Origin of the sequence: Halomonas halodenitrificans DSM 735, from assembly GCF_000620045.1 — a bacterium.
GTDB classification, from domain to species: Bacteria; Pseudomonadota; Gammaproteobacteria; order Pseudomonadales; family Halomonadaceae; genus Halomonas; species Halomonas halodenitrificans.
Map to the genome: position 1 here is coordinate 61,741 of NZ_JHVH01000019.1, position 15,646 is coordinate 77,386.

At 64.6% G+C, this 15,646-nt stretch carries 15 protein-coding genes; 4 read left to right on the forward strand and 11 right to left on the reverse strand.

What is annotated here, in order from left to right; genetic code table 11:
- Window positions 1-175 precede the first annotated feature (175 nt).
- Entirely contained in the window at window positions 176-382 is a 207-nt protein-coding gene (locus Q358_RS0110045; RefSeq protein WP_027961916.1) for a cold-shock protein, read from the forward strand.
- A gap of 91 nt (window positions 383-473) precedes the next feature.
- Here the strand turns inward: Q358_RS0110045 and Q358_RS17125 are convergent, their stop codons facing one another.
- Window positions 474-1,199, reverse strand: coding sequence for a hypothetical protein (locus Q358_RS17125; RefSeq protein WP_051530295.1), 726 nt, complete (start codon window positions 1,197-1,199; stop codon window positions 474-476).
- Between the two features lie 150 nt (window positions 1,200-1,349).
- Here Q358_RS17125 and Q358_RS0110055 point away from each other — a divergent pair, with 150 nt between their 5' ends.
- Window positions 1,350-2,945: a cation:proton antiporter family protein gene (locus tag Q358_RS0110055; protein WP_211248324.1), complete on the forward strand. Its 1,596-nt coding sequence runs from the start codon at window positions 1,350-1,352 to the stop codon at window positions 2,943-2,945.
- Between the two features lie 80 nt (window positions 2,946-3,025).
- On the forward strand, window positions 3,026-3,313 hold the full coding sequence (locus Q358_RS0110060) for a hypothetical protein (protein WP_027961918.1): 288 nt from the start codon (window positions 3,026-3,028) through the stop codon (window positions 3,311-3,313).
- Window positions 3,314-3,533: 220 nt separating this feature from the next.
- Here the strand turns inward: Q358_RS0110060 and pepN are convergent, their stop codons facing one another.
- The 3 genes from pepN to Q358_RS0110075 form a co-directional block, all read right to left on the reverse strand.
- On the reverse strand, window positions 3,534-6,167 hold the full coding sequence (gene pepN, locus Q358_RS0110065; protein WP_027961919.1) for an aminopeptidase N: 2,634 nt from the start codon (window positions 6,165-6,167) through the stop codon (window positions 3,534-3,536).
- A gap of 69 nt (window positions 6,168-6,236) precedes the next feature.
- Window positions 6,237-6,614 carry a YbaN family protein gene (locus Q358_RS0110070; protein WP_027961920.1) on the reverse strand — a complete coding sequence of 126 codons (378 nt, stop codon included), beginning with the start codon at window positions 6,612-6,614 and terminating at the stop codon, window positions 6,237-6,239.
- Between the two features lie 105 nt (window positions 6,615-6,719).
- Window positions 6,720-7,205, reverse strand: coding sequence for a YajQ family cyclic di-GMP-binding protein (locus Q358_RS0110075; RefSeq protein ID WP_027961921.1), 486 nt, complete (start codon window positions 7,203-7,205; stop codon window positions 6,720-6,722).
- Window positions 7,206-7,369: 164 nt separating this feature from the next.
- Here Q358_RS0110075 and cobO point away from each other — a divergent pair, with 164 nt between their 5' ends.
- Window positions 7,370-7,969 (forward strand): cob(I)yrinic acid a,c-diamide adenosyltransferase, encoded by a 600-nt coding sequence (gene cobO, locus Q358_RS0110080; protein ID WP_027961922.1) that lies wholly within the window; start codon window positions 7,370-7,372, stop codon window positions 7,967-7,969.
- A gap of 79 nt (window positions 7,970-8,048) precedes the next feature.
- On the opposite strand, the gene Q358_RS0110085 is transcribed toward cobO, so the two are convergent.
- The 7 genes from Q358_RS0110085 to miaA form a co-directional block, all read right to left on the reverse strand.
- Window positions 8,049-9,341 carry an adenylosuccinate synthase gene (locus tag Q358_RS0110085; RefSeq protein ID WP_027961923.1) on the reverse strand — a complete coding sequence of 431 codons (1,293 nt, stop codon included), beginning with the start codon at window positions 9,339-9,341 and terminating at the stop codon, window positions 8,049-8,051.
- A gap of 61 nt (window positions 9,342-9,402) precedes the next feature.
- Window positions 9,403-10,578 (reverse strand): ATP phosphoribosyltransferase regulatory subunit, encoded by a 1,176-nt coding sequence (locus Q358_RS0110090; protein WP_027961924.1) that lies wholly within the window; start codon window positions 10,576-10,578, stop codon window positions 9,403-9,405.
- Window positions 10,579-10,814: 236 nt separating this feature from the next.
- Window positions 10,815-11,699 (reverse strand): protease modulator HflC, encoded by an 885-nt coding sequence (gene hflC, locus Q358_RS0110095; RefSeq protein WP_027961925.1) that lies wholly within the window; start codon window positions 11,697-11,699, stop codon window positions 10,815-10,817.
- Window positions 11,700-12,941: an FtsH protease activity modulator HflK gene (gene hflK, locus Q358_RS0110100; RefSeq protein WP_027961926.1), complete on the reverse strand. Its 1,242-nt coding sequence runs from the start codon at window positions 12,939-12,941 to the stop codon at window positions 11,700-11,702.
- 84 nt (window positions 12,942-13,025) lie between these two features.
- Window positions 13,026-14,348 (reverse strand): ribosome rescue GTPase HflX, encoded by a 1,323-nt coding sequence (gene hflX / locus Q358_RS0110105; RefSeq protein WP_027961927.1) that lies wholly within the window; start codon window positions 14,346-14,348, stop codon window positions 13,026-13,028.
- Window positions 14,349-14,356: 8 nt separating this feature from the next.
- The gene (hfq, locus tag Q358_RS0110110) at window positions 14,357-14,605 is read right to left on the reverse strand and encodes an RNA chaperone Hfq (RefSeq protein WP_027961928.1); all 249 of its coding nucleotides are present in this window, start codon (window positions 14,603-14,605) and stop codon (window positions 14,357-14,359) included.
- Window positions 14,606-14,704: 99 nt separating this feature from the next.
- On the reverse strand, window positions 14,705-15,643 hold the full coding sequence (gene miaA / locus Q358_RS0110115) for a tRNA (adenosine(37)-N6)-dimethylallyltransferase MiaA (protein WP_027961929.1): 939 nt from the start codon (window positions 15,641-15,643) through the stop codon (window positions 14,705-14,707).
- Window positions 15,644-15,646 lie beyond the last annotated feature (3 nt).

Sequence of the window (15,646 nt, forward strand, 5' to 3'; positions counted from 1 at the left end):
TCGGCATAGTTTCCCTGCGCCACCCAATGGGCGCAAGCCTGGCCGAGGAACCGCCAACGATGCGCTGGCAGGCGGCCGGGGTCACACAGGCCTCTCCTCCCTGTCGGGCACCGCGGCAAGAGTGCACCGAGCATTCGAGCCGGAAACACTATCCGTAAGTTAAGGAAATCGATAAATGGCAACTGGCACTGTCAAGTGGTTCAACGACACCAAGGGCTACGGCTTCATCTCCCCTGACGACGGCGGCGATGACCTGTTCGCGCACTTCTCCGAGATTCAGGCTGAAGGCTTCAAGTCCCTGCAGGATGGCCAGAAGGTCACCTTCGAGGTCACCCAGGGCAAGAAGGGCCTTCAGGCCTCCAACATCCGCGCCGAAGACTGAGCGTATACTCGACGGAACGGCAGCGCCGGACCCACGAGCAAGGCCCACCCCAGGGTGGGCCTTCTTGTTGGTGAGGCAGACGCACCGCGCGCTACTCCTCGGCGGACTCTGCAGACGCGGGTGCCGAGGCCTCGCTGCCCACTGACTCCGTGTCGAGGCCCTCGAATTCGGGCACTTCCCGCTCGATATCCTCGAACTGCTGCTCCAGTTCCCGCTGCGCCTCTTCGAAGCGGCGCTCCTGCTCCTCGATAATGGCGTCGATATCCGAGTCGGTCGTTTCCTCTTCGCTCAAGGAACCACCGCCGAGGGAGGAGTCGAGGTCGACACCACTGTCGGCATCGTCGCCCTCCATGGGCTCGGGCGCCACCGTCTGCTGCTCCGCCTGCTCGAATTGCTCGTCGATACGCTGCTGAGCCTCCTGAAAGCGCCGCTCGTTCTCCTCGATGATGGCATCGACGTCCTCGCGGGTCGCCTCGCCGGGCAAGGCGGCCTCACCCTCCAAGGTGGCCTCGGGGGACTCGCCCAGGGTATCGGCGTCGGCGGACACTTCCGCGTCGACCGGGGCCGACTCGGTTGTATCCTCGCCGGCAGGCGCGGCCTCTTCGCTTCCTGACGCTTCCACGGGCGCTTCCTCGCCCCGTTCCTCGGCGGCCTCGCCCTCCGACTCAGCCGTGGCCGGCGCCTCTGCGTCGGTGCTTTCCTCCGCCGCCTGGGGCGTCTCGGCATCGGACGCCTGCTCATCGCCGTTACCACAGCCCGCCAGGCCCAGGGCCAGCAGCATGCCCAGCAGGGTCGGCTTCCAGTGTGTGAATCTCATCAAGCGTCTCCGTCACGAAAAAGCCATATTGCAGCAGAGCGGCCCACTCCTCGCAAGGCGATCCAGGCCTCACACCAGGAAAGCATGCCATTACTCGACCGTCTTCCGTAGACTACCGCCCTGGCGTGATTTAACGAACACGGAGCGAGCATGATCGAACCGGCATTTCTTGTCGCCGCCTTCCTGGGCGGCGCCGCCGCCCTGGCCACCCGCTTACCGCCGTTGGTCGGTTTCCTTTCCGCCGGCTTCGTGCTCAACGCAATAGGCTACGACGACTCTCCCCTCCTCGCCATGATCTCCGAGATCGGCGTCACCCTGCTGCTGTTCACCATTGGCCTGAAGCTCGACGTACGGACTCTGCTGCGCCGTGAAGTCTGGGCCGGCACCAGCCTGCACATGATCGGCTCATCACTGCTGTTCTGTGGGCTGCTGGTGGGGCTCAAGGGGCTTGGCCTGACGCTGCTGGTCGATAGCCACTGGCATACGCTGCTGCTGGGCTTCGCCCTGTCATTCTCCAGCACGGTCTTCGTGATCAAGACGCTGGAGAAACGCAGCGAGACGCAGACCGCCTATGGGCGACTGGCCATTGGCGTATTGATCATGCAGGACGTCCTCGCCGTGCTGTTTATCACCGCTTCCACCGGCGAGCTGCCGAGCCCATGGGCGCTGGGCCTGGTGCTGCTGATTCCGCTGGCACCGCTGCTGCGCCAGCTGCTGGACCGCCTGGGTCACGGCGAAATGCAGATCCTGTTCGGCATGCTGCTGGCCCTGGTGCTGGGCTATACGCTGTTCGAGATGCTGGGCCTCAAGGGGGACCTCGGCGCGCTGCTCGTGGGCCTGTTGCTGGCCCCCCACCCGGCTGCCCGGAATCTTTCGCGGGCGATGTTCAATATCAAGGAGCTGCTGTTGGTCGGCTTCTTCCTGAACATCGGCCTCACCGCCATGCCGAACGTCAGCCATGTCCTGATGGCGCTGCTGCTGGTCGCCCTGCTGCCTCTCAAGAGCCTGCTCTATTTCGTGATATTCATGCGCTATCCGATGCGCAATCGCACCTCGCTTCTGACCACCCTGAGCCTCTCCAACTACTCAGAGTTCGGGCTGATCGTCGGTGCCATTGCCGTCTCCGGGGGCCTGTTCGACGAAAACTGGCTAATCGTCATCTCGCTGGCCGTCGCCCTGAGCTTCGTCGCCTCCTCGTTGCTCAACGCCGTCAGCGAGGGCATCTACCGCTGGCTCGAGCCACGCCTGCCCGAGCGCGACCCGAGCCAGCTCACCACCAGCGACCGCCCCATCGAGGTCGGCGATGCCGAGGCGGTCGTGTTGGGCATGGGGCGCATCGGTCGCAGCGTCTACCGCCGCCTGCAGAAGCATTACGGCCTGCGTGTACTCGGCATCGACAGCAACCCGACCAGCGTCGAATTGCTGGCCGAGCGTGGATTCAATATCGTCGAAGGCGATGCCATGGACTCCGATTTCTGGGACAAGCTGCTGATGTCTCCCGACGTTGCCATGGTGGTGCTGTCGATGCCACACCATACCGGCAACCTCTTCGCCCTCAAGCAACTACGCTTACGCCATTTCAATGGCAGGATCACCGCCGTGGTCGAGTTTCCCGAGGAGATCGAGCCCATTCGCGAGCTGGGCGCCAGTGCCGTCTTTCACGTTTACGACCAGGCCGGTAGCGCCCTGGCGGACAGCGCCGCCGAAGAGTCGGATATCGAGCCGATTTCGAGCCAGCTGGGGTGAAGCATGGCGCATGCCGGTGACGATGATCGCCTCCGGCATGCTACCTTTGGCACCCTAGCGAACCACGAGAGAACCCGCACATGGAAGAGTTCTTCACCTGGATCGGCCGCACCCTCGGCGAGATCATTCGTTTCGTCGTCGACCTGTTGACCGGCTTCTTCGGCAACTTCGGCGATTCCGCCCGCGGCTTCCTCCAGGGACTGGCCGGCTCACTCGGCATCTCTACCTCGATCGCCAGCCTGCTGATCCCGGTGGTGGGCCTGTGGATGCTGTGGAAGGCCTTCCGCGCCCTGACCCGCCGCGCCATCGTCGCCACGGTTATCTGGTTGCTGCTGGGGTTCGTCGTGTTGAGCTGGCTGATCTACTGACTCCCTGCAACGTGAAAGCGCCGCCCCGAAGGACGGCGCTTTTTACGCTGTCAGGAAAGGTGGAATTTCCGTCGCGAGCGAGAATAGGCTGGCCGGCGCCGGAGCGCAGCTGCCGGAGTGTAGCCTGCTACATGAGGAGACGACCGGGCCGGCGCACCGGCACCGCCGGCGGCCAGCTTCTTTTATAAGAGCCCGAGCACAGCAGGAAATTACCCTTTCCTCAGGCCAGGGCCTTTTCCACCACCTCATAGACATTGGGCGAGAGCTCGCCGGCGCGGATGCGCTCGAGCTCGGCCTTCATCAGTGCCTGGCGCTGCTCGTCGAAGCGCGCCCAGCGCGTCAACGGAATGATCAGGCGAGCCGCGATCTCCGGGTTAAGTCGGTCGAGCTCGATCACGGCATCGGTCAGCAGGCGATAGCCTTCGCCGTCCAGGCGATGGAAGTTGACGCGGTTCTGGCCGATAAAGGTGCCGATCAGGGCCCGTACCCTGTTCGGATTCTTCAGCGAGAAGGCCGGGTGCTCCATCAGGAACTTGACCCGTTCCAGCACGTCGGGCTGCGGGCGGGTCACCTGGATGGCGAACCACTGATCCATGACCAGGGGGTCATGGGCCCACTTCTCGCCGAATGCCTTGAGCGCCGGCTCACTCAGCTCATCCCGGCGGCTGTGAGTCAGCAGGGTCAGGGCATGGCGCACGTCGGTCATGTTGTGATCGGCCGTGAACTGCTCATGCGCCAGCGCCACCCCTTCTTCATCCTCGATGGCCATCAGGTACGAGAGCGCCACGTTCTTCAGGCTACGCCGGGCGATCTGCTCGGGCGTCGGCGCATAGGCCGCATCGAGTTGATTCTCGCGATAGACGCGCAGGAAGTCGTCGCGCAGCGCCAACGCCAGTCCTTGGCGCATAAACTCGCGTGCCGCATGGATGGCATCGACGTCCACCAGCGGCTGCTGCTCGGCGATATAGGCCTCGCTGGGCAGCACGATCATCTCCGCCAGCACGGCGCGATCCTCGGGCTCCCCCTCGAGCAGGCCGCGGAAGGCCTCGACGACCCGCGTGTCCATGACCTTCTCGACGCCGTTGCGGTGGGCGGCAATCAGGTCATCCAGGGCCAGCATCGCCAGGCGCTGGCCGGCATCCCAACGGTTGAAGCCGTCGGAGTCATTGGCCTGCAGGAAGGCCAGGTCCTCGCGGCCATAGGGGAAGCGCAGCTTGGCCGGCGCCGAGAAGCCGCGCAACAATGAGGGCACCGGGGCCTCGGAGATATCGGTGAACACGAACTCCTGCTCCGCCTGGCGCAGATGGATCACCGCATCCTTGCCAAGCTCCTCACCCTCCAGGGTCAACGGCAGGTCACGGCCGCTCTTGGTACCCACCAGGCCCAGGCGTACCGGAATATGCAGCGGCTGCTTGTCGGGCTGACCGGGGGTCACCGGGGTCCGCTGGCGAAGGATCAAGCGATACTCGCACTTGGCGTAATCGTATTCGCCGTAGGCGTCAATCTCGGGGGTCCCGGCCTGGGAGTACCAGTGCATGAATTGCGAAAGGTCCAGGCCCGAGGCCTCGGCCATGCAGTTCACGAACGCCTCGATGGTCACCGCCTGGCCATCGTAGCGCTCGAAATAGCGGTCGCTGCCCCGGCGAAAGGCCTCCTCGCCCACCAGGTTGGCCAGCATGCGCACCACCTCGGCGCCCTTCTCGTAGATGGTCAGGGTGTAGAAGTTGCCGATCTCGATATAGTGGTCGGGGCGCACCGGGTGAGCCGTCGGCCCGGCATCCTCGGCGAACTGGGCAGTACGGAAGAAGGTGACATCCTCGATACGCTTGACCGCCGGGGAGTTGGTATCGGCGGAGAAGCACTGATCGCGGAAGACGGTGAAGCCCTCCTTGAGGGAGAGCTGGAACCAGTCACGGCAGGTCACCCGATTGCCCGACCAGTTGTGGAAATACTCATGGGCGACGATGCTCTCGACCCGCTGGAAGGCGGCATCCGTGGCGGTATCCGGGTGGGTCAGCACCGCCGCGGAGTTGAAGATATTGAGCCCCTTGTTCTCCATGGCGCCCATGTTGAAGTCGTTGACCGCCACGATCATGAACAGGTCCAGGTCATACTCGCGGCCATAGGCCTGTTCGTCCCAGCGCATGGCACGCTTGAGCGAGGCCATGGCGTGGTCGGTCTTGTCGAGATTCTCTTCCTCGACCCAGATCTGCAGGGTCACCTCGCGCCCGCTCATGGTGGTGAAGCCATCCTCGACCTTTTTCAGGTCGCCGGCCACCAGGGCAAACAGATAGCTGGGCTTGGGATGCGGGTCCTGCCAGGTCACGAAGTGACGCCCCCCCGGCAGGCTGCCGCGTTCCACCGGATTGCCGTTGGACAGCAGCACCGGCTGGCGGTCACTGTCACCGACCACGGTCGTGGAAAAGGTCGCCATGACGTCGGGACGGTCCGGATAGAAGGTGATTCTCCGAAAGCCTTCTGCCTCGCACTGGGTACAGTACATGCCGTTGGAGAGATAGAGCCCCTCCAGGGCGGTGTTGGCCTCGGGGGCGATCTCCACCTCGGTATCCAGGTGAAAGGCCTCGGGCACTCGATGCACCGTCAGGTACTTGTCGTCCACCATGTACTCATCCGCCTGCAACGACTCTCCGTCGACGGCGATCGCCTTGAGGTCGAGCCCTTCTCCCTCCAGCACCAGTGGCTCGCCGGGCTCGCGTGCCGGGTGGCGCTCCAGATGCAGGCGCGCCTTGACCCTCGCGGCGGCGGGATCCAGGTCGAAGGTAAGGTCGGTATGCGTGACGCGGTAGGCGGGGGGGCGATAGTCGCTCAGGTAGGTCGCCTGGGGATCAGACATGCATGGTGCTCCTGTCGAGAATTGCGACCATTGTACGGCGCCACACCCCCCGAGCTCAAAGCACGCTCGTCAGCCGTCCAGCGCTGGTTCCGGGCGGGTCAGGATCCAGGCACCGAGCAACGCCAGCCCGATGATCAGGGTCAGCTTGAGCCACAACAGGCTGACGGTCAGCATCAGGACCAGCATGGAAAGAGCCAGCATGCCGGCGGCAAGTCGCTTGGCATGGCGCGGGATGGCACGCTCGCCCTCCCAGGCCATCACGGCGGGGCCGAAGCGCGGGTGCTCGCGTATCCAGCGAGCCAGGCGCGGCGAGCTACGCGAGGCCGCCCATACCGCCAGCAGCATGAAGCAGGTAGTGGGCATCAGCGGGAGGAACATGCCGACGACACCCAGCACGAAGCTGATGCCGGCGATGGCGATCAAGACGAGGCGCTTCAGCTCTGACATCCCGCGCTCCTTTCCCCGGTGATACGGTCATTGAAGCGCAGGCACGCCCGCCACGCCAATCGGAGATGACTATGGGGCTCCCTGGCGAACGGAAGCCGGATGGCATCAGTCGCGGAAGTTATCGAACTGCAACGGCAGGTCGGGGCCCTGCTCGCCGCGCAGCATCGCCATCACCGCCTGGAGGTCATCGCGCTTCTTGCCGGTAACGCGCACCTTCTCGCCCTGGATCTGGGCCTGCACCTTGAACTTGGCATCCTTGATGCGCTTGACGATATCCTTGGCTTCCTTCTGCTCGAGACCCTGCTTGAGATCTGCCTCCTGACGGGCACGCACGCCGGAAAGCACCGGTTCCTGGACATCGAGACAGCGGGCATCGATGCCGCGAGCGATCAGCTTGTTACGCAGCACGTCGAGCATCTGCTTGAGCTGGAAGTCGACCTCGGCCTCGAGGCTCACACGGTCGCCCTCGAGGCTGAAGCTGGCGTCGACGCCCTTGAAGTCGAAGCGCGACTGGATCTCACGATTGGCCTGATCGACGGCGTTGCTGGCCTCGTGCTTGTCAAACTCGGAAACGATATCGAAGGAAGGCATGGCGGCTCCTGCCAATAGGGAATAGAGGCCTGGATTCTACCAGCCCTCTCCTTGCAGCGCCGCCGATTCCCGGCTTTCGTCAGACGAGGAGGCTGACGCCTCGTCATGGCTCGCGTATGCTGCGAGCCACCTTGACAGGCCTCGTACAGAAAAAAGGATCTCCAATGAGCGATCGCGATACCCGCCACAAGCAATCGATGCAGAAGCTCAAGTCCCACGTCGACGAGAAGGTCGCCGCCGCCACCACACAGCGCGGCCTGATGATGGTCTTCACCGGCAACGGCAAGGGCAAGACCACCGCCGCCTGGGGCACCGTGACCCGCGCGCTGGGCTATGGCTATCGGGTCGGCGTTATTCAGTTCATCAAGGGACAGTGGGAGTGCGGCGAGCGCGAGCGACTGGTCGAGGACCCCAATTTCGAGGTTGCCATCATGGGCACCGGCTTTACCTGGGAGACCCAGAATCGCGAGTCGGATACCGCCGCCTGCCGGGAAGTCTGGGCCGAGGCCGAGCGCATGCTGGCCGACCCGGAGACCTATCTGGTGGTCCTCGACGAGATCACCTACATGCTCAAGTTCGGCTACCTGGATATCGACACGGTCAAGCGCGCCATCGACAACCGCCCCGCCGAGCAGAGCGTGATCATCACCGGTCGCAATGCCCACCGCGACCTGCTTGCCATGGCCGACACCGTCACCGAGATGCAGGAGGTCCGTCACGCCTTCAACGCCGGCGTGCAGGCTCGGCGCGGCATCGACTACTGAGTCCACTGGACAAGCCCGCTGTAAAACGCCGAAGGCCCCGCATGAGCGGGGCCTTCGGCCATTCAGCGCGCAAAGACGCTTACTTGAACGGGTTGCGCAGCACGATGGTCTCGTTGCGGTCGGGACCGGTGGAGATGATATCGATGCTCACGCCCGTCTTTTCCTCGAGGAAGCTGATATAGGCGCGGGCATTAGCCGGCAGGTCCTCGACACGCCGGGCCCCCAGCGTCGACTCGCTCCAGCCCGGCAGGTCCTCGTAGAGGGGCTCGACGGCCTCATAGCCCTCGGAATCCACGGGGTTGTCCAGCACCTCGCCATCCTTGCCGCGATAGCCGATGCAGACACGAATGTTCTCCAGGCCATCGAGAACATCGAGCTTGGTCAGGCAGATCCCCGACACCGAGTTGATCTGGACCGCATGGCGCAGCGCCACGGCATCGAACCACCCGCAACGACGCGCGCGGCCGGTGGTGGCACCAAACTCGTGACCCTTCTCGGCCAGATGGCGACCATGGTCGTCGAACAGCTCCGTGGGGAACGGGCCGGAGCCGACGCGAGTGGTATAGGCCTTGGTGATGCCCAGCACATAGTCCAGGTAGAGCGGGCCGACGCCGGAGCCGGTCGCGGTCCCTCCGGCGGTGGTGTTGGAGCTGGTCACGAAGGGATAGGTGCCGTGGTCGATATCCAGCAGCGAGCCCTGGGCACCCTCGAAGAGGATGTTCTCGCCGTCGCGACGCACGCCATGCACCAGGCTGACGGTGTCGGCCACCATGGGACGCAGTTCCTCGGCCATCTGCAAGGCGCTATCCAGCACTTCCTGGAAATCGACCGGGGGCTCGCCATGGTACTGGGTCAGCACGAAGTTATGGTAATCCAGCACCTCGCCGAGCTTGGACGCGAAGCGCTCGCGGTGAAGCATGTCGCCCAGGCGCAGGCCACGACGCGCCACCTTGTCCTCGTAGGCGGGACCGATGCCACGTCCGGTGGTGCCGATCTTGGCAATACCGCGTGCCTTCTCGCGGGCCTGATCGAGACGCACATGGTAGGGCAGGATCAGCGGGCAGGCCGGCGACAGACGCAGGCGGTCGCGCACCGGCACGTCCCTGGCCTCCAGTTCGTGGATTTCCTTGATCAACGCCTCCGGTGACAACACCACGCCGTTGCCGATGACGCACATCTTGCCGGGCCACAGAATGCCGGAAGGAATCAGGTGGAGGACGGTCTTCTCGCCGTCGATCACCAGGGTGTGGCCGGCATTGTGGCCACCCTGGAAGCGTACCACCGCATCGGCGGATTCGGTCAGCAGGTCGACGACCTTGCCCTTGCCCTCGTCACCCCACTGGGTGCCCAGTACGACTACATTCTTGCCCATTGCTCTCTCGTCTCTCGTTGCCGCGCGGCGGCGGGCCGTCGCGCCAAGGTGATATCCCAGTCTACAGTGTCACGACCTGCCAGTTCCCATCATGAAGCACCAGCCGACGATCGCAGCGGTGCTCGGCAGGCCCGGTGCGCTGCCCCGGCAGCGCATGAACCACACGCTCGCCCCGGCCGCGTAGCGCCATCACGGCGTCTACCAGACCCTCACCCTCGGCGGGCGCCCAGATGCCTTCATGGGGCGGCTCGGCGGGTGACAGCGAAGCCAGCTGCTTGAGGTCCATGGAGAAGCCGGTCGCCGGTCGGGCCCGGCCAAAGGCACGCCCGGTATCATCATAGCGCCCGCCCTTGGCCAGTGCCTGGCCGTAGCCGGGCACATAGGCAGCAAACAGCATGCCTGTGTGATAGGCATAGCCGCGGAGTTCGCCAAGGTCGAGGTAAAGCGAGACACCGGGGTGCGCGGCCAGCACGCCGCGCTGCAGGGCACGCAGCTGCTCCAGGGCGGAGGTCACGGCGGCGGGCGCCTCGGCAAACGCCTCGCGGGCCTCCTCCAGCACCTCGACGCCACCATGCAGGCGGCCCAGTGCCATGAACATCTCGGCCAGCCCCGGATCGCTGACGCTCGCCTCGACGCGGGCCGCCAGATCCCCCGGCGATTTCAGCTCCAGCGCCTCGAACATGGCGCGCTCGGCGTCACCCTCGAGGCCCGAGGCCTCCACCAGGCTACGATAGATGCCGATATGCCCCAGTGCCAGGTGTATCTCCCCGGCGCCGGCGGCGGTCAGCGAAGCCAGCGCCAGGTTGAGGATCTCCAGATCGGCCTCGAGGCCGGCGTGGCCGAACAGCTCCACCCCGACCTGGACCGGACTGCGACCGCTCTGGTGCTGGTCCGGCGTGGCGCGCAGGACATCGGTGCAGTAGCACAGACGTACCGGCCCCTGGCGCTTGAGGGAGTGGGCATCCATGCGTGCCACCTGGGGGGTGACATCGGCACTGATGCCCATCATACGGCCGGTGAGCTGGTCGGTCAGCTTGAAGGTCTGCAAGGCAAGGTCGGAGCCGGTACCGGTGAGCAGGGAATCGAGAAACTCCGCGGTAGGTGGCATCACCTGGTCGTAGCCCCAGCGGTGGTAGAGGTCGAGCAGCCCACGGCGCAGTTCTTCCATGCGGTTCGCCTGGGGCGGCAGCACTTCGTCCATGCCGTCGGGCAGCAGCCAGCGGTCAGCGATGGTCATGTCAATCATCCTGCAAGGCAATGAATGGCCGTGATAAAGACGCTTTTTCCCCGTGGCCCGGCGAGCGTCTTGCGATGGACGGCCACAAAAAAACCGGGCCACGCCCGGTTTCAGGAGTCTATCACGTTTGCGCCGGGGATGAACCCCGACCGGACCCGCGGCGCTGCCGTAGATAGCTTGGCAGCTCGAGGCTGATAACGTCATCAGCCCTGAATCCGCGGACCCGGCCGGTTGGCTTACTCCCCCCCGGTGGGCGTGGGGCTCTTCAGGTACTGGAAGAAGTCGCTGGACGGGTCGAGGACCAGCATATTGTCATCACCGGCGAAGCTGTCGCGATAGGCGTTCAGGCTGCGCCAGAAGGAGAAGAACTCCTCATCCTTGCCATACGCCTGGGAGAAGATGGCGGCCGCCTCGGCGTCGCCTTCACCCCTCAGGGTCTCGGCGCGCTCGTTGGCCTGGGCCAGCAGCACCTGGCGTCGGCGGTCGGCGTTGGCGCGAATGCGCTCGGCCTCTTCCTGACCCTGGGCGCGCCACTCGCGGGCCTCGCGCTCACGTTCGGAGCGCATGCGCTCATAGACCGCCGAGGAGACGTCCTCGGGAAGGTCGATGCGCTTGACCCGGATATCCCGAATGGCCACCCCCAGCTCGTCGCGCAGCAGCGCATCGAGTTCTTCCGTGGGCCCGGTCATCAGGTCATCGCGACGCTCGGCGATGATCTGCTGCAGGTCGAGCCGGCCGAACTCGTTACGCAGGCTCTCGTCGACCCGTGGCTGAATCAGGCGGCTGGCCATCAGCTCGTCGCCCGCCGTGGCCTCGTAGTACTGCGTCGGATTGACCACCTGCCACTTGACGTAGGAGTCGACGATCACCGCCTTCTGCTCCAGGGTCAGGTAACGGCTGGGATCGGTGTCCAGCGTCAGCAGTCGCGTATCGAAGGTACGCACCGTCTGGGTAATCGGCACCTTGAAATGCAGGCCGGGCTGGATGTTCTCCTCGACGATCTCGCCGAAGCGCAGCTTGACCGCGCGCTCGGTCTCGTCGACCACATACAGGCTGTTGCTGGCCAGCCAGGCGACGGCCGCCAGGCCGCCGACAATGAGCAGGGAACGATTATTGATCATTTAGCGGCCCTCCCTGCGGATACCACCGGTATTGCTACTGTTGCTGGTACTGGTGCTGCTGGATGACGCGCCGCCCTGGGAGCCCCGCAGACGCTCCAGCACGCGGGGGTCGAGCTCGCCCTGCTCACCCTGCTGTTGTGCAGCGCCGGTGCCGCCCTGGCCCATCTTGTCCAGGGGCAGGTACATCAGCGGTGCGTCGTCGGCCACATCCACCATCACCTTCGACGTGTTGCCGAACACTTCGCTGATGGCGTCCAGATAGAGGCGCTCACGCATGATCGAGGGCGTATCCTCATACTGATCCAACAGGGCAGTAAAGCGGTTCGCCTGACCGCGCGCCTCGGCGACCACCGATTCGCGGTAGCCCTGGCCCTGCTCGACGATGCGCTGCGCCTGACCCTGGGCCTCGGGGATGATGGCGTTGGCGTAGGCCATGCCCTGGTTGATGGTGCGCTGGCGGTCCTCACGGGCCCGGATAACGTCATCGAAGGCATCGATGACCTGATCCGGCGCCGAGGTGGACTCGATGTTGATGGTCTGCAGGCGGATACCCGTGCCGTAGTTATCCTGGTAGGTCTGCAGACGACTGGCCACCGAGCTGCCGAGAATCTCACGACCCGAGGTCAGGATATCGATCATGTCGGTACCACCAACGACGTGGCGCAGGGCACTGTCCAGGGCATTCTCGATGGAGAGCTGCGGATTGCGCACGTTGAGCATGAAGTCGCGCGGGTCGGCCACCTGATACTGGGCCGAGATCTCGACCTCGACGATGTTCTCGTCGCGAGTCAGCATCGACTGGGTCTGGGTCAGCGAACGCACGCGGGTCACATTCACCATGCGCACGTCGTCGATCAGCGGCGGATTCCACTGCAGGCCCGGCGTGACCACTTCCTGGAACTTGCCGAAGCGCAGCACCACGCCACGCTCCGACTGGTCGACCAGATAGAAGCCCGAAGCGGCCCAGATAGCCAGCGCCACCACGATCAGCAGGCCCGGCAGGGTAAAGGCATTGCGTGGCTTGCCACCACCGCCCTTGCCACCGGAACCGCCCTTCTTCTTGCCGCCTCGGCCACCCAACATGCCGTTCAGCTTGTCCTGAAACTTCTTCAGGGCCTCGTCCAGGTCCGGCGGCTGATTGCCACCGCCATTGCCACCGCCGCCACTACCGCCGCCGCGACGACCGCCCCCACTCCAGGGGTCGTGCTGGTTGCCACCACCACCAGGCTCATTCCAGGCCATAGGTCTTCTCCACTATGCATTGCTGCCCCGGCCGGAAGTGCCAGCCGGAGCCTCGGTTGCGATCCTGTCCTGTGCTTATCCCGCCTAAGGGATCTCTTCCCACGCCTCGCGTTCGCTCAGCGACGCCGGCAGGTAATCCTCGGCCCGCTCACCCAGCCGCGCCATCAACTGCAGGAAGTCCCGGCGCGGTAGGCGTATCTGCAGGCGCGTCTGCCCCTCTTCGCAGAAGCTTTCCTCGCGTACCGCACCCAGCTCGTGCAGGCCGGCACGCAGGCGCCCCTGCTGGGGCTCCAGGGTCAGCGAGAACTCGATGACATCCTCGGCCAGGCACTCCGAGAGCGCCTGTTCCAGCAGCTCGAGCCCCCTGCCCTCCTGGGCCGAGAGCCAGACCACCTCGGGGCGCCCTTGGCCATCACGCTCGATGCGCGGCGCGCTATCGAGCAGGTCAATCTTGTTCATTACCCTGAGCGTCGGCACATCCAGGGCGCCGATCTCGTCGAGCACCTCCTCGACCTGCTCGACATTGAGCTCGCGGTCGGGGTCGGCGGCATCGATGACATGCACCAGCAGGCTGGCCTCGGCGGCTTCCTGAAGGGTCGCCTGGAAGGCCTCCACCAGCTTGTGCGGCAGATGACGGATAAAGCCGACGGTATCGGCCATCACCACCGGCCCCACGTCCTCGATCTCCAGGCGTCGCAACGTCGGGTCGAGGGTAGCGAAGAGCTGGTCCGCCGCATAGACCCGTGACTCGGTGATCGCGTTGAACAACGTTGACTTGCCGGCGTTGGTATAGCCCACCAACGAGACGCTGGGAATTTCGGCACGGGCCCGGGAACGGCGGTTCTGATCCCGCTGGCCACGCACCTTGTCGAGGCGCTTGTGAATCGACTTGATTCGCCCACGCAGCAGCCGCCGGTCGGTCTCCAGCTGGGTCTCGCCGGGGCCACGCAGGCCGATACCGCCCTTCTGACGCTCCAGGTGAGTCCAGCCCCGCACCAGGCGGGTCGACATGTATTCCAGCTGGGCCAGCTCGACCTGCAGCTTGCCCTCATGGGTGCGTGCCCGCTGGGCGAAGATATCGAGGATCAGCCCGGTACGGTCGAGCACGCGACACTTGAGATCATGCTCGAGATTGCGCTCCTGGGAGGGGCTCAAGCCGTGATTGAAGATCACCAGCTCGGCCGCATGAACACGGAGCGTCTCGCGCAGTTCCTCGAGCTTGCCCGAGCCCAGGAAGGTACGCGAGTCGGGACGCTTGCGACTACCGGTCAGCAGGGTCGCCGGCTCGGCGCCGGCAGAACGCACGAGCTCCAGGAATTCTCCCGGATCCTCGCGCTCTTGCTCATCCTGAAAATCGACGTGGACGAGTACCGCCGTTTCACCGGCGTCGGGGCGTTCAAAAAACAATCACGACCTCACTCATCTTCCTGCGGCGCGGCAGGATCCTGGACCGGCAGGCGTACGTTACGCGACGGTACCACGGTAGAAATGGCATGTTTGTAGACCATCTGGCTGACGGTATTGCGCAGCAGGATGACAAATTGATCGAAAGACTCGATCTGGCCCTGCAGCTTGATGCCGTTGACCAGGAAGATCGATACCGGGATACGCTCCTTGCGCAGGATGTTCAGGTACGGATCTTGAAGCGACTGCCCTTTGGACATTTTACTCTCCCTGGATGTGTCTCTGGGGTTGGGTTATTGGGGCTTATGGGGGCTTTTCAAGCCGTCCGGCCAGTGGCCAGCGGAAATCGCTATCTTACGCTAAGTGCCGAAATGGCGCACCAGTTTCAGCACCCGTGCCAGCGGGGCGTCGCCCAGGGTATCGACCCAGTGCATCGCCTCCCAGCTGCGCATCCAGGTCAACTGCCGCTTGGCCAGCTGCCGAGTCGCCACGATGCCACGGTGCTCGAGGCCGGCGCGATCGATCTCACCGTCGAGGTATTCCCATACCTGACGATAACCAACGCTTTTCATCGAGGGCAACGACGCTACCAGGTCGCCTCGCGAGCGAAGGGCCGCCACCTCCTCGATGAACCCGCCCTCCAGCATGGCGGCAAACCGCATGGCGATGCGCTCGTGCAGCACGCGCCGTTCACCGGGTGCGAGCCCAATTGACAGCGTGCGCCAGGGAAAGGTTTCCGGGCGCTGCTCGGCCCACAGCTCGCTGAGCGTGCGACCGCTGAGGCGAAACACCTCCAGTGCACGCAGCAGCCGCTGCGGATCGTTGGGATGGATCCGCGCCGCGGAGTCCGGATCGATGCGACCCAGCTCCTGGTGCAGAGCGGCCATGCCACGCGTGGCGAGCTCGATCTCGAGCTCGCCACGCACGACCGGGTCGGCACTCGGCAGGTTAGACACACCATACAGCAACTGGTGGAGATACATCATGGTCCCCCCGACCAGCAACGGCACGCCGCCGCGGGCACTGATCTCGCGCATCTCGCCTAGGGCATCCTCGCGAAAGTCGGCCGCCGAATAGGGGTCGGCCGGGTCACGGATATCGATCAGGCGATGCGGCGCGCGGGCCAGCTCCTGCGCCGACGGCTTGGCACTGCCGATATCCATGCCACGATAGACCATGGCCGAGTCGACGCTGATCAGCTCCACGCCGAGGCGCTCATGGAGCTCGATGGCAAGATCGGTCTTGCCGGCGGCGGTGGGGCCCATCAGCAGAATGGCGGGCGGACGCTTATCAGGCATCTA

Excerpts from the sequence above, each read along its gene's own strand:
- Q358_RS0110045 (WP_027961916.1), top strand. The coding sequence starts at position 176 with ATGGCAACTGGCACTGTCAAGTGGTTCAACGACACCAAGGGCTACGGC.
- Q358_RS17125 (WP_051530295.1), bottom strand. The coding sequence starts at position 1,199 with ATGAGATTCACACACTGGAAGCCGACCCTGCTGGGCATGCTGCTGGCC.
- Q358_RS0110055 (WP_211248324.1), top strand. The coding sequence starts at position 1,350 with ATGATCGAACCGGCATTTCTTGTCGCCGCCTTCCTGGGCGGCGCCGCC.
- Q358_RS0110060 (WP_027961918.1), top strand. The coding sequence starts at position 3,026 with ATGGAAGAGTTCTTCACCTGGATCGGCCGCACCCTCGGCGAGATCATT.
- pepN (WP_027961919.1), bottom strand. The coding sequence starts at position 6,167 with ATGTCTGATCCCCAGGCGACCTACCTGAGCGACTATCGCCCCCCCGCC.
- Q358_RS0110070 (WP_027961920.1), bottom strand. The coding sequence starts at position 6,614 with ATGTCAGAGCTGAAGCGCCTCGTCTTGATCGCCATCGCCGGCATCAGC.
- Q358_RS0110075 (WP_027961921.1), bottom strand. The coding sequence starts at position 7,205 with ATGCCTTCCTTCGATATCGTTTCCGAGTTTGACAAGCACGAGGCCAGC.
- cobO (WP_027961922.1), top strand. The coding sequence starts at position 7,370 with ATGAGCGATCGCGATACCCGCCACAAGCAATCGATGCAGAAGCTCAAG.
- Q358_RS0110085 (WP_027961923.1), bottom strand. The coding sequence starts at position 9,341 with ATGGGCAAGAATGTAGTCGTACTGGGCACCCAGTGGGGTGACGAGGGC.
- Q358_RS0110090 (WP_027961924.1), bottom strand. The coding sequence starts at position 10,578 with ATGACCATCGCTGACCGCTGGCTGCTGCCCGACGGCATGGACGAAGTG.
- hflC (WP_027961925.1), bottom strand. The coding sequence starts at position 11,699 with ATGATCAATAATCGTTCCCTGCTCATTGTCGGCGGCCTGGCGGCCGTC.
- hflK (WP_027961926.1), bottom strand. The coding sequence starts at position 12,941 with ATGGCCTGGAATGAGCCTGGTGGTGGTGGCAACCAGCACGACCCCTGG.
- hfq (WP_027961928.1), bottom strand. The coding sequence starts at position 14,605 with ATGTCCAAAGGGCAGTCGCTTCAAGATCCGTACCTGAACATCCTGCGC.
- miaA (WP_027961929.1), bottom strand. The coding sequence starts at position 15,643 with ATGCCTGATAAGCGTCCGCCCGCCATTCTGCTGATGGGCCCCACCGCC.